This window comes from Cellulomonas sp. NTE-D12 (assembly GCF_027923705.1).
In the GTDB taxonomy this organism is placed as follows: Bacteria; Actinomycetota; Actinomycetes; order Actinomycetales; family Cellulomonadaceae; genus Cellulomonas.
On sequence record NZ_AP026442.1, the window covers coordinates 2,393,992 to 2,415,654 of the forward strand.

At 72.7% G+C, this 21,663-nt stretch carries 22 protein-coding genes; 9 read left to right on the top strand and 13 right to left on the bottom strand.

Annotation, left to right across the window (positions count from 1 at the left end):
* Positions 1–8: 8 nt before the first annotated feature.
* From QMF98_RS11040 to QMF98_RS11050, 3 genes are all read right to left on the bottom strand, one after another.
* A complete protein-coding gene (locus tag QMF98_RS11040) occupies positions 9–374 on the bottom strand; it encodes a hypothetical protein (protein ID WP_337973091.1) in 366 nt (121 codons plus the stop codon).
* Positions 371–1,960, bottom strand: coding sequence for a glycosyltransferase family 2 protein (locus QMF98_RS11045; RefSeq protein WP_337973092.1), 1,590 nt, complete (start codon positions 1,958–1,960; stop codon positions 371–373). Before QMF98_RS11045 ends, QMF98_RS11040 begins: the two co-directional genes overlap by 4 nt.
* A 214-nt stretch (positions 1,961–2,174) precedes the next feature.
* Positions 2,175–3,035: an alpha/beta fold hydrolase gene (locus QMF98_RS11050; protein ID WP_337973093.1), complete on the bottom strand. Its 861-nt coding sequence runs from the start codon at positions 3,033–3,035 to the stop codon at positions 2,175–2,177.
* 167 nt (positions 3,036–3,202) lie between these two features.
* Here QMF98_RS11050 and QMF98_RS11055 point away from each other — a divergent pair, with 167 nt between their 5' ends.
* Positions 3,203–4,114, top strand: a complete 912-nt coding sequence (locus QMF98_RS11055; protein WP_337973094.1) for a TetR/AcrR family transcriptional regulator C-terminal domain-containing protein — start codon at positions 3,203–3,205, stop codon at positions 4,112–4,114.
* A 68-nt stretch (positions 4,115–4,182) separates the two neighbouring features.
* On the opposite strand, the gene QMF98_RS11060 is transcribed toward QMF98_RS11055, so the two are convergent.
* Positions 4,183–5,019 (bottom strand): IclR family transcriptional regulator, encoded by an 837-nt coding sequence (locus QMF98_RS11060; RefSeq protein WP_337973095.1) that lies wholly within the window; start codon positions 5,017–5,019, stop codon positions 4,183–4,185.
* Positions 5,020–5,210: 191 nt separating this feature from the next.
* Between QMF98_RS11060 and QMF98_RS11065 the strand changes: the two genes are divergently transcribed.
* The 3 genes from QMF98_RS11065 to QMF98_RS11075 are packed head-to-tail and all read left to right on the top strand — an operon-like array spanning position 5,211 to position 7,661.
* Complete coding sequence (locus tag QMF98_RS11065; protein ID WP_337975608.1) at positions 5,211–5,858, top strand: CoA transferase subunit A; 648 nt, start codon at positions 5,211–5,213, stop codon at positions 5,856–5,858.
* A gap of 4 nt (positions 5,859–5,862) precedes the next feature.
* Positions 5,863–6,480, top strand: a complete 618-nt coding sequence (locus tag QMF98_RS11070; protein WP_337975609.1) for a CoA transferase subunit B — start codon at positions 5,863–5,865, stop codon at positions 6,478–6,480.
* A complete protein-coding gene (locus tag QMF98_RS11075) occupies positions 6,477–7,661 on the top strand; it encodes an acetyl-CoA C-acyltransferase (protein WP_337973096.1) in 1,185 nt (394 codons plus the stop codon). Before QMF98_RS11070 ends, QMF98_RS11075 begins: the two co-directional genes overlap by 4 nt.
* Positions 7,662–7,688: 27 nt before the next feature.
* Here QMF98_RS11075 and QMF98_RS11080 read toward each other — a convergent pair whose 3' ends face one another.
* From QMF98_RS11080 to QMF98_RS11120, 9 genes are all read right to left on the bottom strand, one after another.
* A complete protein-coding gene (locus QMF98_RS11080) occupies positions 7,689–9,116 on the bottom strand; it encodes an NAD-dependent succinate-semialdehyde dehydrogenase (RefSeq protein WP_337973097.1) in 1,428 nt (475 codons plus the stop codon).
* Positions 9,113–10,345 (bottom strand): iron-containing alcohol dehydrogenase, encoded by a 1,233-nt coding sequence (locus QMF98_RS11085; RefSeq protein WP_337973098.1) that lies wholly within the window; start codon positions 10,343–10,345, stop codon positions 9,113–9,115. Before QMF98_RS11085 ends, QMF98_RS11080 begins: the two co-directional genes overlap by 4 nt.
* Before the next feature lie 55 nt (positions 10,346–10,400).
* Positions 10,401–11,375, bottom strand: coding sequence for a cyclase family protein (locus tag QMF98_RS11090; RefSeq protein ID WP_337973099.1), 975 nt, complete (start codon positions 11,373–11,375; stop codon positions 10,401–10,403).
* Positions 11,359–12,144 (bottom strand): IclR family transcriptional regulator, encoded by a 786-nt coding sequence (locus QMF98_RS11095; RefSeq protein WP_337973100.1) that lies wholly within the window; start codon positions 12,142–12,144, stop codon positions 11,359–11,361. The genes QMF98_RS11090 and QMF98_RS11095 overlap by 17 nt, the downstream gene beginning before the upstream one ends.
* Positions 12,145–12,215: 71 nt before the next feature.
* Entirely contained in the window at positions 12,216–13,328 is a 1,113-nt protein-coding gene (locus QMF98_RS11100; protein WP_337973101.1) for an extracellular solute-binding protein, read from the bottom strand.
* A gap of 287 nt (positions 13,329–13,615) precedes the next feature.
* Positions 13,616–14,791, bottom strand: coding sequence for an ABC transporter ATP-binding protein (locus QMF98_RS11105; RefSeq protein WP_337973102.1), 1,176 nt, complete (start codon positions 14,789–14,791; stop codon positions 13,616–13,618).
* On the bottom strand, positions 14,788–15,681 hold the full coding sequence (locus QMF98_RS11110; protein WP_337973103.1) for an ABC transporter permease: 894 nt from the start codon (positions 15,679–15,681) through the stop codon (positions 14,788–14,790). Before QMF98_RS11110 ends, QMF98_RS11105 begins: the two co-directional genes overlap by 4 nt.
* On the bottom strand, positions 15,678–16,550 hold the full coding sequence (locus QMF98_RS11115; protein ID WP_337973104.1) for an ABC transporter permease: 873 nt from the start codon (positions 16,548–16,550) through the stop codon (positions 15,678–15,680). Before QMF98_RS11115 ends, QMF98_RS11110 begins: the two co-directional genes overlap by 4 nt.
* Before the next feature lie 62 nt (positions 16,551–16,612).
* The gene (locus QMF98_RS11120) at positions 16,613–17,389 is read right to left on the bottom strand and encodes an IclR family transcriptional regulator (protein ID WP_337973105.1); all 777 of its coding nucleotides are present in this window, start codon (positions 17,387–17,389) and stop codon (positions 16,613–16,615) included.
* A 190-nt stretch (positions 17,390–17,579) separates the two neighbouring features.
* Here QMF98_RS11120 and QMF98_RS11125 point away from each other — a divergent pair, with 190 nt between their 5' ends.
* The 5 genes from QMF98_RS11125 to QMF98_RS11145 are packed head-to-tail and all read left to right on the top strand — an operon-like array spanning position 17,580 to position 21,627.
* Positions 17,580–18,500, top strand: coding sequence for a DUF6282 family protein (locus QMF98_RS11125; protein WP_337973106.1), 921 nt, complete (start codon positions 17,580–17,582; stop codon positions 18,498–18,500).
* Positions 18,500–19,429, top strand: coding sequence for a 3,5-dioxohexanoate:acetyl-CoA acetone transferase (gene kce / locus QMF98_RS11130; RefSeq protein ID WP_337973107.1), 930 nt, complete (start codon positions 18,500–18,502; stop codon positions 19,427–19,429). The genes QMF98_RS11125 and kce overlap by 1 nt, the downstream gene beginning before the upstream one ends.
* Before the next feature lie 29 nt (positions 19,430–19,458).
* Positions 19,459–20,367: a cupin domain-containing protein gene (locus QMF98_RS11135; protein WP_337973108.1), complete on the top strand. Its 909-nt coding sequence runs from the start codon at positions 19,459–19,461 to the stop codon at positions 20,365–20,367.
* The gene (locus tag QMF98_RS11140) at positions 20,364–21,155 is read left to right on the top strand and encodes an HpcH/HpaI aldolase family protein (protein WP_337973109.1); all 792 of its coding nucleotides are present in this window, start codon (positions 20,364–20,366) and stop codon (positions 21,153–21,155) included. Before QMF98_RS11135 ends, QMF98_RS11140 begins: the two co-directional genes overlap by 4 nt.
* A complete protein-coding gene (locus QMF98_RS11145; RefSeq protein ID WP_337973110.1) occupies positions 21,148–21,627 on the top strand; it encodes an acyl-CoA thioesterase in 480 nt (159 codons plus the stop codon). The genes QMF98_RS11140 and QMF98_RS11145 overlap by 8 nt, the downstream gene beginning before the upstream one ends.
* The last annotated feature ends 36 nt before the right edge of the window (positions 21,628–21,663 follow it).

A 21,663-nucleotide genomic window follows, 5' to 3' on the forward strand; every position in this document is an offset into this window, starting at 1 on the left:
TTGCCCGCCTACCGGTCCGAGGTGGCGGCCCGGGATCCGGCGGGCTGCGACCCCGAGACGGCTGACGCGGGCAGGCCCGCGTAGATGCTCCGGTCCGCGGCGCGCCGGTCCCGACCGCGGGGCCGCGAGACCCGCCCCGGCACGCCCGAGCCCGTCGGCCGGTGCGGGACCCCGGCGGCCACCCGGTCTCGTTGCCGCGACGTCCACCGGCGCAGCGCCTCACCCTTCGGCAGCACCTTGAGCAGCGCGAGCGTGGCGTACATCAGCGTGTTGAGGGCCACGAACGTCGCCAGGATCTCGAAGCCCGACGAGTGCAGCAGGCGCTCCGGCAGCAGCACCCCCACCGGGAGCATCGCCGCGTGGACGGCCGTCACCGCGCCACCCCCACCGGGACGTCGGCCGTGGGCGCCGGGAGAGGGGCGGTGTGCACCACGTGGTTCCACCCGGCGCGTCGGCCCAGCAGGATGTCGACGACGCCGCGCACGTACACCACGTCGAGGAAGGCGGCGAACACCAGCTCGGGCAGCAGCAGCGCCGCGAGCGCACGAGCCCGCCAGCCGCCTGCCCACACCGTGACCACCCGCTCCACGGCGAAGAGCACCCCCATGCCCATCCAGAACGGGAACCAGACCCACCGATCGACGGACAGCACCGTCAGCGCGATGAGCAGCACGTACGCGCCCAGCGCCATCACCCCGTACCCGATGCCGAGCTGTTGCGACCAGTACCGGAACGTGGTGGGGGTCAACCCGTAGGCCGCGAGGTTCTCCAGCGCGCCGCGCTGCCACCGCAGCCGCTGTCGCCACAGCGCCCGCCACGTCGGCATCACCTCGGTGACCACCGTGCAGGCGGCCGGCGAGATCATCAGCGCGCCGAGGGACTTCAGCGCGATGGTCAGCTCGTTGTCCTCGGTCAGCGCGGCCGTGTCGTACACGTCCCCCGGCGTGCCGGGCAACGAGGTGCCGCGGTTCTCCGCCACGGTCCGCAGGGCCGCAGGTCGGAACATCGACGCGGTTCCCGTCAGGACGAACACCCGTCCCCGGCGCCGACGGATGTCCCGGCTGTACCGGCTGTACTCGTTGCGCTGGAACTGGCCCAGCACCCCGGCACCCTCCTCGCCGTAGAACAGGCCCCCCACAGCCATCAGCGCCCGGTCGGCCGTGAACTGCGCGACCGCCGCCTCGAGGAACCCCGGGGCCAGGCGGGTGTCCGCGTCCACCACCATGACCACGTCGTTGTCGCCCTGCCCGGGGAGCACCTCGCGCAGCACCTGGTTGAGCGCGCCGGCCTTCTTCTGGGTGTTCGCGACCGTCTCGACCACCTCGACACCGGCACGGCGCGCGACCTGCACGGTCGCGTCGGTGCAGTTGTCCGCGATCACCACGATCCGCTCGGGCGGGCGGGGCTGGTCCACCAGCGAGGCGAGGGTCTGCGGCAGGGACGCCTCCTCGTCGTGCGCCGGGATGAGCACGGTGACGGTCACCGGTCCGGCGAAGACACCCTCGGTCCGGGCCATCACCGGCTTCGGGGCGAGCGGATGTCCCAGGCCGTCGGCGGAGCGACGCGCTCGGTTGGCGATCCGCAGCTCGACGACCGCGACACCCACCGCCAGCAGCACCGCGAGCGCCACGGCCGCGAGCGCCACCGGCACCGACGGCGCCTCGGTCGCGTAGAGCACCCGCCACAGGCCGAGCAGATGACCCTCCAGGGGTGCCATCTGCACCGGGTTGCCGATCGCGCTCGCCGTGATCAGGAGCAGCGTCCCTGCGACAGCCGCGAGGCCGAAGACCGTCAGCCCGGCCAGCCGCGCGAACGCCCCGGTCTCCGCCGGTCCACCGGCTCGCGCGGCGTCCGCCCGCTCGACGTCCTGCTGCGGACGTGGGGCCGGGACGACGGTGTCCGGCGGCTCAGGCGGCGACGTCTGCCCACGCCGGGCCAGCACCGCCCGTCCCCGCGACACGACATCACGCGGAACACCTGCCCCGGACGCCGGCCGTTCCACGGATCCCCCCGTTCGGGGACCTGTGGACGAGGGTCCCTCGAACTACCCATCGGCGGCCGTTCACGTGAGCGAAGGAGTTCTGGACAAGTGACCAGGAAGTCACCCCGAGCGGCTGGTCCCCGCGGCCCGACGCCGGCTGGGCGTGCCTCTGGAACCTCGCCGCGGCCCTCGGCTACCTCGGCCTTCTGCTCACCGGGCTCTCGGCCCACCGACCTCCGAAGAACCGCTGGACGGCGTCCGCCACCCGATCGGGCCGCTTCTCGGGCGCGAAGTGGTCCAGACCGTCGAGCCGTAGCGCGTGGCCCCGCGGGATCACGTCGGCGAGGCGGCCCAGGGTGACCGCCGTGCCGCTCGTCGCGGAGCCCTTGCCCCGCATGACGAGGGTGGCCGCGCTGATCGCGGAGTAGTCGTCCGTCCGCGAGTCGAACCGTCCCACCTCGACGTGCTCGCGGACGGCCTCGGGCATCAGCGAGAGCATCCGGCGCCGCGCGTCAGCGCGGATCGCCAGGCGCAGGATCGCCCGCAGGAACCAGCGCGGCACGCGGCCGGACTGCTCGGGGTTGGTGCCGCGAACGAACGTCAGGAACGCCTCGAACGGCTCGCCCTCCTGGAGCTCGTGCTGCGTGCGGTCGATCCACCCGACGGGGATCGACCCGCCGTCGGACACCCCCGGCTCGTAGACGGCGACCCCGTCGAGCGCGGCGTTGCCGCACGCGAACCTCAGCGCGACCAGGCCGCCGTAGCTGTGGCCGAACACCAGGCGCGCCCCGGTCTGCTCGCGCACCGCCTCGAGGTCTTCGAGCTCGCGCTCGATGCCGTACCGATCGCCCTGCGGACCGCTGCCACCGCGGCCGCGACGCTGCACGACGTGCACCGTGTACCGCTCGCCGAGGTGGCCCGCGAGCGGGCCGAGCGTCTCGGCCGTCGAGAGCGCCCCGGGGACCGCGATCAGCCCGGGCCCCCTCCCCGTGGTGAGGTACTCGATCCGCGTGCCGTCGGCGGACGTCGCCACCTGGGCCGTCATGCTCGTCATGGGTGTCCTCACGTCAGAAGGGGAGGTCGTCTGCCGACCTGCGGGCACCGTACGCAGTCGCTCCGGGCCCGCTCCTGCTGCACGGGCGGCACGTAGTGCGCTTCGATGCGCTGGGCGGATGGTCCGCCCCCGGCGGCGCCGTCCGTACTAGTGCACCTGGAGGGGTGATGCCGGAACCGCCGACCTACGTGCGCGTCGCCGACTCGATCGCGGCCGAGATCCGCAGCGGTCGGATCGCAGAGGGCGCGCGGGTGCCGTCGACGCGTCAGATCGTCCGGGAGTGGGGCGTGGCGATGGCGACGGCCACGAAGGTGCTCCAGGCGCTGCGCTCCGAGGGCCTGGTCGACTCCGTCCGCGGCAGCGGCACCGTCGTCCGTCGCGGAGCTCGAGGCACCACGCACCTGACCCCCGCGACCCCCGCCGAGCCGACGCTTCAGCAGATCGTCGAGACCGCCGTCGGCATCGCCGACGCCGACGGGCTGCCCCTGGTGACGATGCGCCGGGTGGCGGCGCAGCTGGGCGTCGCGACGGTGACGCTCGGCCGGCACGTGAGGGGCCGGGAGGCTCTGACCCTGCACATGGTCGACAGCGTCTTCGCCGACGTGGCGCTGCCCGAGCTCCCCGTGACGGCGTGGCGCCCGCGCCTCGAGACCGTCGCCCACGTCTTCTGGACTGCGTTCGCGCGGCACCCGTGGGCGGCCGAGGTCTTCTCGCTCAGCCGCCCCCACCCGATCCCGTCCGTCATGCCGATCGCCGAGTGGTCGCTGAGCACCCTGCGGGCGATGGGCCTCCCCGCGGCGGAGGCGCTCGCGGCGCACGTGATGTTGTTCGGCTACGTGCGCGGCATGGCTCTCGCCCGGTCCGCCGAGCAGCAGGCGGTGTCCGACACGGGGGTGGGCGCGGACGACTGGGTACGCGCGCACGGCGACGTGCGGACGTGGCGCACGCAGGCTGACGCGCCGGGGCTCCGCTACGTCTCGCAGGAGGACGTGGAGTTCGACCTCGACGGCGTCTACGCGTACGGCCTGTCGCGCCTGCTCGACGGGCTAGAGGCCCGACGGCGGGCCAGCAGGTCCTAGCCCTGCCGACCGCTGCCCCAGTCGCACGCCGAGTGCGAACCAGGAACCACGCCGCGCCCGTCACCCGGTCAGTGCCGCTGCGCCAGACGCGCTCCCACGGCATGGGCGTGCTCGAGGAGCAGGCGCCCCAGCTCGGGGCGACGCGATGCGGAGAACCGCGGCTCGATCCCGGTCAGACTCAAGGCCCAGGCGGGTGCGCCGGTACGGTCGAAGACGGCGGCGCCCATCCCCCAGCTCCCCTCGACGATCAGCCCGGGGTTGACGGCGTAGCCCACGCGACGCGTCATGGCGATTCGCCGGCGGATGGCGTCGGCCGTGTGCGCGGCCCCGAACTGGTCTGCCAACGCATCGCCCCGGCCGTCCAGGTACCGGTCCACCTCGGCGCCCGGCAGGTGCGCCAGCAGGGCGAGACCGGCGGAGGCGACCCCGAGCGGGAACCGGATGCCCTCGTAGAGCACGAACGACCGGATGGGGAAGCTGCCCTCCTCGCGCAGCAGGCACACGGTCTCGTCCCCCCGCCGTGCCGAGAAGAAGGCGCTCTCCCCCGTCGCCGCAGCCAGCGACCGCACCGCGGCCCTGGCCACGCCGGTCACGTCGTAGCGCTCGGCGGCCACGGTGCCCATCAGGTACAGCTCGGGTCCCAGGCACCAGCGGCCGTCGTCAGCCTCGCGGTCGAGGAAGCCGTCGGCGACCAGCGCGGTCAGCAGTCGGTGGGCCGTCGAGCGGGCGAGGCCCGTCGCGGCGGCAGCCTCGGCGGTGGTCAGGCCTCCCGGCATCGCCGCGCTGACGGCCCTCAGCACGGCCGCGATGCGGCCCACCACCTGCGCCCCGTCCACGGTCGCCGCTGTCGCCACATTGTGGACGGGGCGCTGCCCCCTGGCCACGGGGTGGGCCGATCCCGACATGGTCATCTCCCTCCTGCCTACCGTGCGAAGCGGTACGGCCGCCGGCCGCATCGTGGACACGAAGGGGTGCCATGTCGATCCAGCCAGCCGCTCTGACCACGACGCCGCCGCCCGACCCGCGTCCCGCCGGACCGCCACCGAAGGTGTGGCCCAGCGCCCGGCAGGCCCTCGCGGACGTCGTGCACGACGGCATGACCGTCGCCGTCGGCGGGTTCGGCCTCTCGGGGAACCCGACGAGCCTGATCACCGCGCTGCGGGACACCGGCGTGCGCGACCTGACGCTGGTCAGCAACAACATGGGCGTGGACGGCAAGGGCCTCGGCCTGCTGCTCGAGGCGGGTCAGGTGCGCCGGGTGCTCGCGTCCTACGTCGGTGAGAACAAGCGGTTCGCGGAGCAGTACCTCGACGGGTCGCTGGACGTGGAGTTCGTCCCGCAGGGCACGCTGGCCGAGCGGCTGCGCGCCGGGGGCGCGGGCATCCCGGCGTTCTACACGCCGACCGGGGTGGGCACCCCGGTGGCGGACGGCAAGGACGAGGCGACGTTCGACGGGGTCCGCGCGATCCTCGAGCGCGGGATCGTCGCCGACCTCGCGCTGGTGCGCGCCCACCGCGCCGACGGCCAGGGCAACCTCCGCTACCGGCGCACGGCGCGCAACTTCAACCCCCTCGTCGCGACGGCCGGGCGGGTGACGGTCGCCGAGGCCGAGACGATCGAGGCGGACTTCCTGGACCCCGACGACGTGCACACCCCGGGGATCTTCGTCCAGCGCCTGGTCCGCGTGGAGATCGCGGACAAGGACATCGAGCAGCGGACGGTGCGGCACCGTGTGGACGCGTGAGCAGATGGCGGCCCTGGCCGCCCAGGAGCTCGAGGACGGGCAGTACGTGAACCTCGGCATCGGCATTCCGACCCTCGTGGCGAACCACCTGCCGGAGGGGGTGCGCGTCGTCCTGCAGAGCGAGAACGGGATCCTCGGCATGGGTCCGTTCCCGTACGAGGGCGAGGAGGACGCCGACCTGATCAACGCCGGCAAGCAGACGGTGACGCTGCTGCCCGGCGCCTCGGTGTTCGACTCGGCGACCTCGTTCGGGATGATCCGCGGCGGCCACGTGCAGACGGCCGTCCTCGGCGCCCTGCAGGTCTCCGCGACCGGCGACCTGGCCAACTGGACCATCCCGGGCAGGCTGGTCAAGGGGATGGGTGGCGCGATGGACCTGGTCGCCGGCACGCCGCGGGTGATCGTGCTGACCGAGCACGTCGCCAAGGACGGCTCGCCCAAGATCGTCGAGCGGTGCGACCTGCCGCTCACCGGGGTCGGCGTCGTCGACCGGATCATCACGGACCGCGCGGTGCTTGACGTCACGGACGACGGCCTGGTGCTGCGCCGGGTCGCGCCCGGCCACACGGTCGACGAGCTGCGCGCCCTCACCGGCGCGCCGTTCCGCGAGGACCTCTCATGAGCGTCGTCGTCGCCGGGTACGCACGTACGCCGTTCGCTCGCTACACCGGCGCGCTCGCGAGCGTCCCGGCGGTCGAGCTCGGAGCGGCGGCCGTCCGGGCGGCGCTCGCCCGGGCCGGGGTGGACCCGCACGAGGTGGACCGCGTGGTCGCCGGTCAGGTGCTCCAGGGTGGTGCCGGTCAGAACCCCGCCCGCCAGGCAGCCGTCGCCGCCAGCATCCCGCTGACCGTCCCGGCGCTGACGCTCAACGCGGTCTGCCTGTCCGGCACCGAGGCCGTCGCGGCGGCCGCCGCGCTGCTCGCGTCCGGCGAGGCGCAGATCGTCGTCGCGCTCGGCATGGAGTCGATGTCCCTGGCGCCGCACGCCTGGCCCGGCGCCCGTGCCGGTGCCCGGTACGGCGCGGTCGAGCTGCTCGACACCCTCGAGCACGACGGTCTGACCGATGCCTTCGAGCACAGGTCCATGGGCGCCTCGACGGAGGACGGCAACACCGACCTCGGGCTGGACCGTGCCTCGCAGGACGCCTGGGCGGCGCTCTCGCACCAGCGGGCGGAGGCGTCGCGCGACCTGGTCGCCCCGGAGATCACGCCTGTCGAGGTGGGTGGGCGTCGCCCCACCAGCGTCACGACCGACGACGGTGTGCGACCCGGCACCACGGTGGAGTCGCTGACCGCCCTGCGCCCGGCGTTCCGCCTCGACGGCACGATCACCGCCGGCAACTCCTCCCAGGTCACCGATGGCGCGGCGGCACTGGTTCTCATGACCTCGCAGGCTGCGGCCGACCGGGGCATCACCGGGCTGGCCACGGTCGAGGCGCACGCCCTCGTCGCCGGTCCGGACGTGCGGCTGCACGGCCAGCCCGCCGCCGCCATCCGCACCGCCCTGGCTCGCGTGGGCGCGACCCCCGCGGACCTGCGGGCGGTGGAGATCAACGAGGCGTTCGCGGCGGTCGCCGTGCACTCCACGGCGCAGCTGGGCGTGGACACCGCGATCGTCAACCCCTGGGGCGGGGCCATCGCGCTCGGCCACCCGATCGGCGCGTCGGGCGCCCGGATCGTCGGGACGCTGGCAAGGCAGCTCGTCGCCCTTCAGGAGTCCGGCCCGGACGCCCCGCTGGGTGCCGCCGGCATCTGCGGCGGCGGCGGCCAGGGCAGCGCGATCGTCCTGCGCGCCATCGGCTGAGCGGTTCATCGCACCGGCCGCCCCTGCTCAGGCGGTCAGCGCGATGTACTGCTCCTCGAGGTACTCCAGGATCCCCTCGGAGCTGCCCTCGCGGCCCAGGCCGCTCTGCTTCACCCCGCCGAACGGTGCCGCCGGGTCGCTGACCACGCCGCGGTTGACGGCGACCATCCCCGACTCGAGCCGCCGCGCGACGGCCACCGCGTCGCGCTCCTCGCCGAAGACGTACGCCATCAGCCCGTACTCGGTGTCGTTGGCCATCCGGACGGCCTCGTCCACGTCGTGGTAGCGGACCACCGAGGTGACGGGCCCGAAGATCTCCTGGGTGGTGATCGCGGACCCGTGCCGCACCCCGGTGAGCAGCGTCGGCGCGTAGAACGCACCGCCCTGCGGCGCCGATCCCCCGGTGACGACGGTGGCGCCCTCGGCCACCGCCGAGTCCACGAGCGAGGCGACCTTGTCCCGCTCCGCGACGGACACCAGCGCACCGAGGTCGTTGCCCCGGTCCAGGCCGGAGCCCACCCGGTACGCGGCCAGCTCGGCGGACACCCGCTCGACGAAGTCGTCGTGCAGCGAGTCGTGCACGTAGAAGCGGTTCGCCGCGGTGCAGGCGGAACCGCCGTTGCGCATCTTCGCCTGCAGGGACCCGGCGACCGCGACGTCCAGGTCGGCTCCCGGCAGAACGACGACGGGGGCGTTGCCGCCCAGCTCCATCGAGGCGCTCACCACGCGGTCGGCGCAGGCGTGCAGCAGCGCACGGCCCACCTCCGTGGACCCGGTGAACGAGAGCTTGCGCACCTCCGGACGGGCGAGCATCGCCGCGACCAGCGGTCCGGTCGGCACCGGGGTCACGAGGTTCACCACACCCTTGGGCACGCCGACGCGGCGGAGCACGTCGACGACGTAGGCGGCCGTCAGCGGCGTCTCGCGGGCGGGCTTCAGGATCGTGGTGCACCCGGCTGCGAGCGCGGGACCGAGCTTGCGGGTGGCCATCGCGGCCGGGAAGTTCCACGGAGTGACCAGCAGGCTCACGCCGATCGGGCGACGGTCGACGACGATGCGCTTGTCCCCGGACGGCGACAGCCGGTAGTCCCCGGGGATCCGGACGGCCTCCTCGGCGAACCAGCGGAAGAACTCCTTGGCGTAGCCCGCCTCCCCCATGGCGTCGCTCCAGGACTTGCCGTTCTCGCGCACCATGATCTCGGCGAACAGCTCGACCTCGTCCGTCAGCACCTCGTAGGCGGCCCGCAGCAGCTCGCCGCGCGCGCGCGGCGCCGTCGCCGCCCACGACTCCCGAGCTGCGGCCGCCGCGTCGACCGCCGCCATGCAGTCCGCCTCCGTGGCCACCGCGAACCGGGCGAGCACCGACAGGTCCGAGGGGTCCACGACGTCGAACCGGTCGCCCTCCGAGCCGGGGCGCCACTCGCCGTCGATGAAGAGGTCCGTCAGAAGGTTCACCGGGTGCTCCGTTCGCGCAGGGCGCCCACGTGGGCGCGTTCGAGGATGCCGAGCAGCAGCCCGTGCGTGACCGGCACGGGCGCGATCGCCACGAGCCGCGCGGACGCCAGGCCCAGCTCGGCGATGCGGGACAGCTGGTCGGCCGTCACGCCGAGGTCGGCGAGGGAGCCGGGGAGCCCGATCTCGCCGTTGATCCGGACGATGGCCGAGATCGCGTCGTCGACCCGCCCGGCCGTGGAGGGTGCCGACGATCCCAGGGCCGCACCCAGCTCGGCGAGCCGCCGGTCCGTCTCCTGCTCGCCGCGGATCGCCTCGAGCACGTACGGCAGCAGCAGGCCGGTGCCGAGACCGTGGGGGGTGTGCGTGAGCGCGCCGACCGGGTACTGCAGCGCGTGCGACAGGTGCGTGCCCGTCGCGCCGAACGACATCCCACCGAGCAGGCTGCCGTAGGCCAGGTTCGCCCGCGCCTCCCGGTGCTGCGGGTCGCGGACGGCCACGGGCAGCCAGCGGGCCAGCCGCCCTGCCGCCTCGAGCGCGATCGTGTCCGAGAACACGTTCCGGCCCGTGAAGACCGGCAGCACGCCGTCCCACGGCGGCGACAGCGGGGCCGCCGTGTACGACTCGACGACGTGCACCAACGCGTCGATGCCGGAGTGCGCGGTGACGCCGGCCGGCGCACCCAGTGCCAGCTCGCTGTCCACCACGGCCGCCGCCGGCACCAGGTACAGGCTGGAGATGCCGACCTTCAGCTCCCGGTCGGGGTCCGAGACCACCGCGACGGGTGTCACCTCCGACCCGGTGCCCGCCGTCGTCGGCACCGCCACCACCGGGGTGACCGGGCCGGGGACCGCGTTCTCGCCGTAGTACCGGTTCAGCGGACCCCCGTGCGCCGCGAGCAGCGCCACCAGCTTGGCGGCGTCGAGCACGCTGCCGCCGCCGACCGCCAGGATCACGTCCGGGGCGTAGGCCCGCGCGAGGTCACCGGAGGCGTCGAGCGACGCCGCCGGCAGCTCCGGCTGCACGTCGGTGGACACGCGCACCTCCAGGCCGGCGCCTCGGAGCGCCCCGAGGAGCTCCGCGAACAACGGCGTGCCGGCGACGTACGGGTCGACCAGCGCGAGGGCACGCCTCCCGTACCCGGCGAGCAGCGTGGGCAGCTGGGCGCGTGAGCCTTCACCGACATGGATACGTGCGGGCAGGCGCAGCGTGCCCACAGCTGACGTGCTCATGGGGATCTCCTCGGATGCGGTCGCCCCGCGCCGACGGGCGCGGTGGCGGTAGGCGCTACTTGATCGCGATGGCGTTGGGCGGCGACCCGACCCCGCCGATGACGTGAAGGGGCTTCACGGTGAGGAAGAACTCCCGGACACCGTCCGCCGCACAGTCCGCCGCGAGCTCGTCGAGCCTCCACAGCTCGCCCACCGCCATCCCCAGCAGGGCGATGAGCGGCCGGTGCAGCATGCCGCTGTGGTCCACGCCCTTCTCGGGGGCCGCCTCGCCGGGAACGCGGAAGTCCGACTCGACCACGGGATCGGCCTCCACGGCCAGGTTGTCGGCGGCCACCAGGGCCACCTCGCGGTCCCAGAGCCACCGCAGCACGTCCTCGCGCTGGGCGAGCCCGGGCGACAACCGCCACGGCGTGGCGGCCCGCTGCTCCGGTGTCCGGTGCAGGTAGTCCTCCGCCCAGCCCGTGCGCAGCAGCACCATGTCGCCGCCGTGGAAGTCGACGCCCTGGGCGGCCGCGATGCGGTCGAGCATCGCCGCGTCGAGCGCGACCGTGGACGCCGTGCGGTACTCGACCCCTTCCTCCTCGAAGAACCGCGGCACGTCGAGCAGCACGCCCCGTCCTACGATCCCTCGCTCCGCCCACGCGTGGATGCCCAGAGCGGTCGAGTCCGCTGTGTTGTCCTGGGCCGCGAGCCCGCCGTAGAAGCCGTGCACGGGATGGCCGATGTGGCGCAGGGCGTCCAGCTGGCTGGACGACTGCAGGTAGAAGGAGTCCAGCCAGTCGTCGCGGTGGAACTCGTTGTTGGCGAACACGTGGTGCTCGAGTGGTCGGCGGGTCCCCGTGGGGTACGGCTCGAACGCCGTCACGGGGTAGTCCAGCCCGAACCGGCGGCCCGTCCGCACCAGGCGAGCGGCCGCCGCGACCCTCTCGGGGGTCAGGTGGTTGATGGTGCCGAGCTGGTCGTCCGGGCCGAAGACCTGCCAGCTGGAGAACGGGGGCGTCGCGGCGGCCAGGTCATCGTAGGTCGGCAACTGGTCCCCCCTCGGCTCTGCCGCCGAGCTCAGCGCTGAGCTCGGCCGCCTTCCTGGTCAACGTCGCGACCAGGGGTCCACGCCGCTCCGCCCCGGCCAGCTGGTCGGCGCCGAGCACCGCCAACGTGGCGCAGATGCCCTCCTCGTCGAACACGGGCGCCGCCGCTGCGAACAGACCGTCCGGCAGGCCGACGACGCACGACCCGGTTCGACGCACCGTGTAGATCGCCGCCTCCATCTCGGCCCGCTGCTCCTCCGACAGCCCTGCCAGGACCCGCTCGGCGACGTGCTGGTCCGCCAGGTGCGCGAGGAACACCCTCGTCTGCGACGCCGTGACGTCCAGGAGCGTCCCGGGGTGGACCGTCACCACGACGGAGCGTGACGTGTCCTCCTGGGTGAGGGCGACGACCGGCCCGCGGGCGCCCCACAGGCTGAGCACGGCCGTCATGCCGGTCGCCGTGCTGAGCTCCGCGAGGTACGGCGGGGCCACGTCGACCACGCGCCGCCGGCCGAGGGCCTGGATGCCGAGCTGCAGCATCAGGCCACCGAGGACGAAGCCACCACGGCGGCGTCCCCTCTCCAGGATGCCGGCAGTGACCAGCGACGTGCAGTAGCGATAGGCGGTGGTCCGGTTCAGCCCGAGCTGTTCGGCGACGTCCAGAGCCGTCAGCTCCGTGGTGTGGGGGCCGAACAGGCCCAGGATCTGACCGACTCGGGACACGGACTGGATGTCGAAGCTCGTGCCCTCGGCCGCCTCATTGTTCGCCATGGCGGGATGGTATTTCATATGGAGAACATCTCCGGCGGTCCGGGACACGGCTTCGGTCAGCATCCGACGGCTCAGCCCGCGAGCCAGTTGGTCAGCTTCTTGGTCACGTCGTTGAAGTTCTTCGCGTACCAGGGGATGTCCTGGATCACTGTCTTGCCGGTGTTCACCTTCCCGAAGACCTCCACCTGCGCGGCATTCACGTCGAGCTTCGGCGTCGCCTTCTTGTTGATCGGCGCCACGCCGAGCAGCTCGGAGATCTTGGCCACCTGCGCCGGCTCCACGACGCTCGACACGAACTGCTCCGCCGCCTCCTTGTGCGCCGACCCCTTCGGGATGGCGAAGGCGTTGATCGAAGCGACCGTGACGTCCCACACCACCGTGAGCTTCTGGCCCTGCGCCAGCTGGGGCACCACGCGCGAGTCCGGCAGGAAGAACATGTCCACCTGGTCGGAGGCGACGGCCTGCTGCAGCGCGCCCACGTTCGGCGCGAACGTCGTGTCGTTGCGGATCGTGCCGAGCTTCTTCAGCGCCCGGTCGACGTCCAGCGGGTAGAGGGACCCGGGCGCGACGCCGTCGCCGAGGAGCGCGTACTCCAGGATGCCGTTCTGCAGGTTGGTGACCATGCCACGCCGGCCGGGGAAGTTCTTGGTGTCGAAGAAGTCGGCGACCGTCTTCGGACCCTTTCCGGCCGGGAAGGCGTCAGTTCGGTAGACCAGCGGCGTCGCATTGATCCAGTTGCCGATGTAGCACTTGCCCACGGCACCGTCGACCAGGTCGCCCTTGACCGCGGACAGGTCGAGCTGCAGGGGCTCGAAGAGCGTGCCGCAGTTCTGCTCCGCCGCGTAGGGCGCCGTCGCCAGGACGTCCCACTGGACCCGGCCGCTCTCGACCTGGGCCTTCACCTGCGCCACGTCGGGCGGGGAGGTGTTGACGAACGTGACGTTCGGGTGGGCCTGCGTGTACGGCTTCTGCCAGGCGGAGATCATCGCGTCCTGGCCGCTGCCGCCGTAGCCGACGAACGTCAGCGTGACGGGCTTGTCACCGCCCCCTGCCGTGCCCGTCGCCTGGCCGGCGCCGGTGCCGGCACCCGCCCCGGGAGCGGGGACCTGCGTGCTGCACGCCGCCAGGAGGCACAGGGCGGCGGTCGCCGCCGCGGTCGCGAGGCTGGTACGTGATCGGGACACCATCGTCATTTCCTCCAGGTCCAGGGCTGCTGCGGGGCCGTCGCGCCGTCCGAGGGATAGTGGGCGACCCGACGTTGGGCCGCTGCGCGGACGGGCTACGGGCTTCGTGAGGCTGAGCCGTCGTCTGTTCGCGATACGAACTGACGTCTACGCGATATGAACAGTGTAGTGGTGCGCCGCACTCAGCGACAAGTGGTCAGTCCGTTCGAGTTGCGGGATGCGAATTCCGTGTTCACATGTAGAACATGCCTCGCGCGGGCGACCGTGCCGTCGTCGCGGCGTCCCCGTCACGCCGCGACGACGCGCGCCCGCTCCGGCATCCACCAGGCCTGCACCCGGTCGCCGATCGACAGCGCCGCACCGAACGCGTCGAGGCGCGCACGCCCCGGGGCACCGACGGAGCCGAGGTTCAGCAGCAGCGTCCGGTACGGCCCCATGAACTCGACGTCGCGCACCGTCGCCGCGACGCAGTTCGCTCCCGGCGGCACGTCCGCCTGGTCGAGGGCGATGCCGAGGTCCTCGGGCCGCACCACGATCGCCCTGCGCTCCCGCACCCCCGGATGGGCCGCCACGGTGGTCGGCGCCACCGCGAGCGTGCGCCCGTCCCAGCCGGCGGAGCGTCCGTCCCAGCGGGCCGTGTCCCCGGCCGTCCCGCCGCCGATGTCCAGGACGTTCGAGTCGCCGAGGAACCGCGCCGTGAACAGCGTCTCCGGCTCGCGGTACAGCTGCTCGGGCGTGCCGACCTGCTCGATGCGCCCGTCGTGGAACAGCGCGATGCGGTCCGACAGGTTCATCGCCTCCTCCTGGTCGTGCGTGACGAACACGAACGTCGAGCCGACCTCGCGGTGGATGCGCCGGATCTCCGTCTGAAGGGCCGCCCGCAGGTTGCGGTCCAGCGCCCCGAGCGGCTCGTCGAGCAGCAGCGCCGTGGGGTTGAAGACGATCGCCCGGGCCAGCGCGACGCGCTGCTGCTGACCACCGGAGAGCTGGGCCGGGTACGTGTCGTCGCGGCCGGTCAGCTGGACCAGCTCGAGGACCTCGGCCACCTTCCGACGGATCTCCGCCTTGTCCATCCGCCGCTCCTGCAGCGGGTACGCGACGTTCTGCACCACGGTCATGTGCGGGAACAGCGCGTAGTTCTGGAAGAGCATGCCGAGGTTGCGGCGGTGCGGAGGGAGGGCGCCGACGTCCCGCCCGTTGAAGGCGATGGTGCCCTCGGTGAGCGTCTCGAAGCCGGCGATCAGGTTGAGCGTGGTCGTCTTGCCCGACCCGGACGGCCCCAGCAGGGTCATGAACTCGCCGGGCTCCACCGTCAGGGACACGTCGTCCACCGCGAGGGTCGCGATGCCGTAGTCCTTGGTGACGTGCTCCAGGCGGATCTGGGTGCCGCGCGCCGTCAGGTCGGACGCGGCGCCGGGCGCGTCGAGGGAGCGGGCCGTCGTGCGGGGGGACTGGAGGGTCATCGGGGGTCTCCTTGTCGTCGCGGGCGTCGGGTGCGCACCAGCTGGGGCAGCAGCAGGAAGAACGTCACGGACACCACGACGAGGCTCGACGACGCCGCGATGGTCGGGTCGAGCTGGTAGGTGACGCTGTTGTACATCTGGACCGGAAGGGTCTGGAACGTGGGCGAGCGCAGGAACAGCGCGATCACCACCTCGTCGAACGAGGTGACGAAGGCGAACACCGCCCCCGTCGCGATCCCGCGGCCGATCAGCGGCATGGTGACGCGCACGAAGGTCCGCGCCGGCGAGGCGCCGAGGGAGGCGGAGGCGCGCAGCAGCTTCGTGTCGAATCCGCCCAGGGCACTGGTCACCGAGATGAGGACGAACGGCACGCCGATCGCGGCGTGGGCCAGGACGTAGCCCGTCACCGAGCCCGTCAGGTGCCACTGGAGGAAAGACGCGTAGACCGCCACCGCGATGACGATCGACGGCGTCACCATCGACACCAGCAGCAGCGTGCGCACGAACCGGGCCGTCCGGCCCGTGAGCCGGTGCAGGCCGACGGCCGCCGCCGTGCCGACCGCGGTGGCCAGCAGGGCCGCGAGCACCGCCACCAGCACGGAGTTCCCGAGGGAGCCCAGCCACAGCGGGTCGGTGAAGAACCGTCGGTAGAGGTCCAGGGAGAAGACCTTGGGGGGGAACTTGAACGCCCCCTCCCCGCCGACGCTCACCGGGATGACGATCGCCGTCGGCAGGACGAAGTAGAGACCGACCAGCACGCCGATCACCACCAGCCACCACGGCACCGGGTCGACGCCACGGTGCCTGCGGCGGCGGAGCACGCGCGGCCGGTCCAGCACCGGCTCGGCGCTCGCGGTGGGCGTGCCGCTCAGGGCAGGGGTGGTGGTCATCGGCTCTCCTTGGTCCCGCTGGTCGCGACGACGCCGATCGCGGAGATGGTGCCGCCGACGCGGTTGGCCCAGGCGACGAGCACGAGAGTGGCGACCAGCCCAAGCATCCCCAGCGCACCCGCGCCGGCGAAGTCGAGGAGCTGCGTGGTGCGCTCGGCGAGCAGCTGCGCGACCAGGGACTGCTGCGGCGAGCCGAGCAGCGCGGGCGTGACGTAGAAGCCGAGGCTCAGCGTGAAGACGAAGATGAGCCCGGCCACGACACCGCCGCGGGACAGCGGCCAGTAGATCTTCCAGAACGCGGCCAGCGGGGACGAGCCCAGACCGCGCGCCGCGAGCAGCAGCCGGCGGTCGATCCCGCTCAGCGAGCTGTAGAGCGGCAGCACCATGAACGGCAGCAGCACCTGGCTCATCGCGATGGTGACCCCCAGAGTGGTGCCGACGAACGTGACGTGCCCACCAAGGGCGGAGACCACCGCCTGCACGGGGCCGCCCCGCTGCAGGATGAGCAGCCAGGCGAAGTTGCGCGCCATCACGGACGTCCAGAACGGCACGAGGACGACGACGAGCATCACCGCTCTCGCCCGCGGCCCGACGCGCGTCAGCAGGTAGGCGTAGGGGTAGCCGAGCGCGAAGGCGACCACGGTCACCTCGGCCGCGGTCCGGGCCGTCCGGACGAGCACCTTCACCGTCACGCCGTCCGTGAAGAGCCCGGTGTAGTTGTCGAGCGTCCACGTGGGGCTCGAGACGCTGCGCAGGAAGCTCTCCCCCAGCGGCACGAAGAGGATCGCTGTCACCAGCACGAGCGCCGGCGCCACCAGCAGCCAGCTGGCGCTCGGCGGCCGCCACCGTCGCGGTCGGGCGTTGGACATCCTCGTCCTCCTTGGGATTCGTTCGACGGACCGGCTCTGGCGGAGCCACCGTGGCTTGCGGTCTACGGCGTGACGAGGGCGCTGAGCTTCTCGGCCGCCTCGCGCAGCAGCTGCACACGCCGGCCGGATCGCTCGTCCGGCGAGAGGGTGGCCGTGGTCCCGATCAGGGCCACCGCCGCCTGGATGTCGCGGACGCCGAACACGGGGGCGGCCACCGACGCAAGCCCGATCCGGCCCAGGTCCGCCCAGGCGAGCCGATCCCGGCGCACCGTGGCGAGCTCGTCGCGCTCGCGGCGCATCTCCTGCGGGTCGAGAGCCGCGTGCATCCGGATGACGACCGCCGGGTCGGACTGGAACGCGAGCAGCACCCGCGACTGCGCGGCCTTGAGCTCGAGCACCGTGCCGACGCGCACCGTCAGCACCACCGCGCCGGTGGCCGCCTCCTCCACGAGGGTGACCACCGCCCCGGTGCGCCCCAGGAAGCTCAGCACCACGGTCAGCCCGGTGCTGTCGGAGAGCTGCCGCATCAGCGGGGGCGCGACCGTCAGGATCTGCTGGCGACCGGAGATGAAGGCGGCGAGCTGGTCCAGGAGCGGTCCGGGCCCGTAGCCGGAGTCGAGGAAGCCGGAGCCCTGCAGCGACTGCAGGTACCGGTGCGCGGTGGTGCGGTTCAGCCCCAGGCGCTCGGAGACGATCACGGGCGACAGCGACGGCGTCGTCCGGTCGAACAGGGACAGGATCATCGCCGCCCGCTCGACGGACTGGATCGCGCCCTTGTCCACGTCCACCAGCGGGACCACCTCGTCGGTGGTTGCCAGCTCACCGGTTGCGTCGGGCATCCCACCTCCTCGTGGCTCTGGTCCTGCTGCGACCGCCGCAACTCTGTTCGGCTTCCGACTGGCGACTTCGGGATACGAACAGTAGATGACGACTCCCGCCCTATCAACCCCTGCGGATTGATGGACAGGCATCGTCCTCGCTTCGTATAGTGAACGCGATTCGCACGATCCGAACATTGGAGGCACGCGGATGACCGCGACAACGGAGTCCACCAGCCCGTCACCCGCTCTGCTCAAGGTGCTCGACGGCGCCGTCGACCTGCACACGCACTCCGGGCCCAGCCCGTTCCCGCGCCGCCTCGACCACGTCGAGGCCTCGTACGACGGAGCCCGGATCGGGCTGCGGGCGATCCTGATCAAGTCGCACCACCACAACACGGTGATGGACCTGCTCGCGATGCGGAACCTGCTGAAGGACGCACCGACGCCCGCCTACGGCGGGGTGGCGCTCAACTCCGAGGTCGGCGGCATCAACCCGTCCGCCGTCGCGGTCGCGATCCGCATGGGCGGCCGCGCCGTGTGGGGGCCCACGGTCTCCGCGGCACGACACATCGAGGCGCACAGCCACGACGACGGCTTCCCGACGGCCGGGTCCGGGCTGGAGGAGGACGTCGTCTCGGTGTTCGACGAGTCCGGCGACGTCTCCGCCGCCACCGCGCGCGTCACGCAGCTGGTGGCCGACGCGGGGATCATGCTCACCGGCGGGCACCTCGACGCGGAGTCGCAGAAGGCGCTCTTCGCCACGGCCAAGGCGTCCGGCGTGCGGCGGCTGCTGCTGCACCACCCGGACTTCATCATCGGCGCCACCGACACCGACGTGGAGGAGCTGCTGGGCTACGGCGCCTTCGTCGAGCACGAGATGTCGATGTACCACCCGGCCGTGACCGCCCCCGGCTTCCCGATCAGCCAGCTCGTCGACTGGATCGAGAAGATCGGGCCGGACCGCACCGTCATCGACTCCGACCTCGGGCAGGTCGGCAACCCGCTGCCCGTGGACGGCTACCTCTACGTGATCGGCCAGCTGCTGGACCACGGGGTCAAGGAGGCCGACGTCCGGCAGATGATCTGCCGGAACACCGCCTTCCTGCTGGGGCTCGAGGAGAGCCGCTGATGCGCAGGGCCGAGAAGGTCGTCATCAGCACGGCGGTCACCGGCTCCGTCAACGTCCCCTCGCAGAGCGACCACCTGCCGCTGACGCCCGAGCAGGTGGTCCAGGCGGCCGTCGGAGCGGCACAGGCGGGCTCGGCGATCATCCACCTGCACGCCCGGCACGACGACGGGCGGCCGGCCTGGGAGCCGGAGGTCTGGGAGCGGATCGTGCCGCCGATCCTCGAGGCCACCGATGCGGTGCTCAACCTGTCCACCGGCGGCTCGTCGCAGATGAGCATGGACCAGCGCCTCGCGGCCGCCCGGCGGTTCGGCCCCGAGCTGGCCAGCCTGAACATGGGCTCGATGAACTTCGTCTACTCCGGCATCGCCGACAAGGTGACCAGCTGGAAGCACGAGTGGGAGAAGCCGTACGTGCTCGGCACGTACGCGAAGCCGTTCGTCAACTCGTTCGAGTCGATCGAGCGCACCCTGCGCGAGCTCGGCGAGGGCGGGACGCGCTTCGAGTACGAGTGCTACGACATCGGCCACCTGTACTCGCTGGCGTACTTCGTCGAGAAGGGCCTGGCGAAGCCGCCGCTGCTGATCCAGGGCGTGTTCGGCATCCTGGGCGGGATCGGCGCCCACCACGACCACCTCTCGCACCTCGTGGCGACGGCGGACCGGCTGTTCGGCGACGACTACCAGCTGTCCGCGTTCGCGGCCGGCCGCGACCAGATGGCGTTCGCCACGCACAGCGCCTGGCTCGGCGGCCACGTCCGCGTCGGCCTCGAGGACAGCCTCTGGATCGGCAAGGGACGCCTGGCGGAGAGCAACGCCCAGCAGGTCGCCAAGATCCGGGCCGTCGTCGAGGACCTCGGCCGACCGCTCGCCACCCCCGACGACGCCCGCCGCATGCTCGGCCTCAAGGGCCGCGCCGGCGTCACCCTCTGACCGACGCGACCGCCAGGAGGCCCCGCCCCATGAGCACCTACGCCAAGGACGACATCCGCTCGACGTTGGTCGCGGCGGCGCCCACCACCACCGTCGACCCGTCCACCCCGATCCGGCCGGCGCAGTGGATCGCCTTCCACGAGCTGCCACCCACCGCCGTCGGTGCCCACGGCGGACCGACCTGGACGGCCCGTGCCGCCAACCTCGTCGTCTCGTACACCGACGCGCGGGCGGGCGAGGTGCTGTCGCGCACCGGCCAGCCCGACGAGTACGCCGTGCTGATGAACTCCGACAGCGCACCGGTCCGCGTGACGGCCGGCACCACCCTGGAGGTGGCCGAGGAGGCGCTGGTCGTCGTCCCACCCGGCGACTCGACCGTCGAGGTGCTGGCGGACGGCCCGGTGGTCCGCGTCTTCTCCACCGTCGCCGACGACCTGCGCCAGGACGCCCTCAACGCGGCGGCCTACGCCGAGCCGGACCTGCGCTGCGCACCGCTGGAGCCGTGGCCGGACCCGGTCGGGGGCTTCCGTCTGCGGGTCTACCGGCTGGCCGAGACGCCGATCGTCCCGGGGCGCTTCGGGCGCATCTTCCGCACCACCACGCTGATGGTCAACTTCCTGGCGGAGGAGCCCGCCCCCCGCGACCCGCTCAAGCTCTCCCCCCACCACCACGACGACTTCGAGCAGATCTCCCTGGCGCTCAAGGGTCGGTTCGTGCATCACATCCGCTACCCGTGGGGCCCCGACTCCACGCAGTGGCGCCCGGACGAGAGCCGCGAGATCGGCTCCCCCTCCATCTGCGTCATCCCGCCGCCCACCGTGCACACGACCCAGGGTGTGGGACCGCACCAGCAGCTGGTCGACCTCTTCGCCCCGCCCCGCGTGGACTTCTCGGCCTCCGGCTGGGTGCTCAACGCCGACGACTACCCGGCCCGATGACGTCCACCGTCTCCCGGCGCAGCCTGTTCCGGGCCACCCTGGCGGACCCGGGCCGCCCCGCGCTGGGCACCTGGGTCAAGCTGCCGGCGATGGAGAGCGTCGAGCTGATGGCGCTGGCGGGCTTCGACTTCGTCGTGATCGACCTCGAGCACTCCGCGATGAGCATCGAGACGGCCTACCGCCAGATCGGCACCGCACTGATGTCCGGCGTCGCGCCGATCGTGCGCGTCCCGGCGCTGGACGCGGGAATCGTGCAGCGGCTCCTCGATGCCGGTGCGGAGGGGATCATGCTGCCGCACGTGGACACCGTCGAGCAGGCCCGCACCGCGGCGGCGGCCATGCGCTTCCCGCCGTTGGGCACCAGGGGCGTCGGTTCCACGGGGCGTGCGGGCGCCTGGGGCGCGCTCCCCCGGGCCGAGTACCTCCGGTACGGCCAGGAGGAGGTGGTGCTCATCGCCCAGATCGAGAGCGCGGCGGCGGCGCGCGCCGCCGGCGACATCGCCGCGGTCGACGGCGTCGACGCCCTGCTCGTGGGCGCGGCCGACCTGTCGACGAGCGAGGGTCGAACCGAGGACGACCCGCACGTGGTCGCCCTCATCGCCGGTGCCGTGGTCGCCGCGCGCGCCGCCGGCGTGCCGATCGGCAACGCCGGAGGCGCCGGGGCGGCGTCGGTGCGGGCCGCCGTCGAGGCGGGCTTCACCTTCACGTTGATGAGCAACGACGCCAGCCTGCTCGGCCAGGCGGCAGCTGCGGCCGTCGCCGCGGGACGGAGCGTGGCCCGTGCCTGAGGCCACCACCGGAGGGCTGCGGCTGCGGCTGCCCGTCGAGCTCCGCTGGGCCGACACCGACCAGTACGGCCACATCAACAACGTGGCGTTCGTCCGATACGCGGAGGAGGCACGCATCCGCGCGTTCGGCCTCCCGGACCAGCCGCAGTCCGCCGACCCCCGCCGGGAGCCGCCGGTGCTGGCGCACCTCGGCACGGACACGTTCACCATCACCGGCGGTCAGCGCATCGAGTACGTCCGCGAGCTGCCCTACCGTGGGCAGTCCGTGCTCACCGAGGTGTGGCTGTCCCGGATCGGGTCCCGCAGCCTCGACATGGACTGCCGCATCGTGGACCAGGACGACGTGGAGTACGCCATCGCCACCGTCAGCCTGGTCATCATGGACGTGGCCTCGCGCCGACCTCGGCCGCTCACCGAGGAGGAGTCGGATCGGCTGCGCCGCTACCTGGGTCCCGGGGTCACGTTCCGCTGACCCGGACGGTCCGACGTACGGCCCGCTCCCCCGCAC

Bases quoted from the DNA above. Each gene is read 5' to 3' on its own strand.
- QMF98_RS11105 (WP_337973102.1), bottom strand. From the start codon at position 14,791: ATGACCCTCCAGTCCCCCCGCACGACGGCCCGCTCCCTCGACGCGCCC.
- kce (WP_337973107.1), top strand. From the start codon at position 18,500: ATGCGCAGGGCCGAGAAGGTCGTCATCAGCACGGCGGTCACCGGCTCC.
- QMF98_RS11060 (WP_337973095.1), bottom strand. From the start codon at position 5,019: ATGTCGGGATCGGCCCACCCCGTGGCCAGGGGGCAGCGCCCCGTCCAC.
- QMF98_RS11115 (WP_337973104.1), bottom strand. From the start codon at position 16,550: ATGTCCAACGCCCGACCGCGACGGTGGCGGCCGCCGAGCGCCAGCTGG.
- QMF98_RS11055 (WP_337973094.1), top strand. From the start codon at position 3,203: ATGCCGGAACCGCCGACCTACGTGCGCGTCGCCGACTCGATCGCGGCC.
- QMF98_RS11125 (WP_337973106.1), top strand. From the start codon at position 17,580: ATGACCGCGACAACGGAGTCCACCAGCCCGTCACCCGCTCTGCTCAAG.
- QMF98_RS11050 (WP_337973093.1), bottom strand. From the start codon at position 3,035: ATGACGAGCATGACGGCCCAGGTGGCGACGTCCGCCGACGGCACGCGG.
- QMF98_RS11095 (WP_337973100.1), bottom strand. From the start codon at position 12,144: ATGGCGAACAATGAGGCGGCCGAGGGCACGAGCTTCGACATCCAGTCC.
- QMF98_RS11110 (WP_337973103.1), bottom strand. From the start codon at position 15,681: ATGACCACCACCCCTGCCCTGAGCGGCACGCCCACCGCGAGCGCCGAG.
- QMF98_RS11120 (WP_337973105.1), bottom strand. From the start codon at position 17,389: ATGCCCGACGCAACCGGTGAGCTGGCAACCACCGACGAGGTGGTCCCG.
- QMF98_RS11085 (WP_337973098.1), bottom strand. From the start codon at position 10,345: ATGAGCACGTCAGCTGTGGGCACGCTGCGCCTGCCCGCACGTATCCAT.
- QMF98_RS11070 (WP_337975609.1), top strand. From the start codon at position 5,863: ATGGCGGCCCTGGCCGCCCAGGAGCTCGAGGACGGGCAGTACGTGAAC.
- QMF98_RS11065 (WP_337975608.1), top strand. From the start codon at position 5,211: ATGACCGTCGCCGTCGGCGGGTTCGGCCTCTCGGGGAACCCGACGAGC.
- QMF98_RS11135 (WP_337973108.1), top strand. From the start codon at position 19,459: ATGAGCACCTACGCCAAGGACGACATCCGCTCGACGTTGGTCGCGGCG.
- QMF98_RS11140 (WP_337973109.1), top strand. From the start codon at position 20,364: ATGACGTCCACCGTCTCCCGGCGCAGCCTGTTCCGGGCCACCCTGGCG.
- QMF98_RS11075 (WP_337973096.1), top strand. From the start codon at position 6,477: ATGAGCGTCGTCGTCGCCGGGTACGCACGTACGCCGTTCGCTCGCTAC.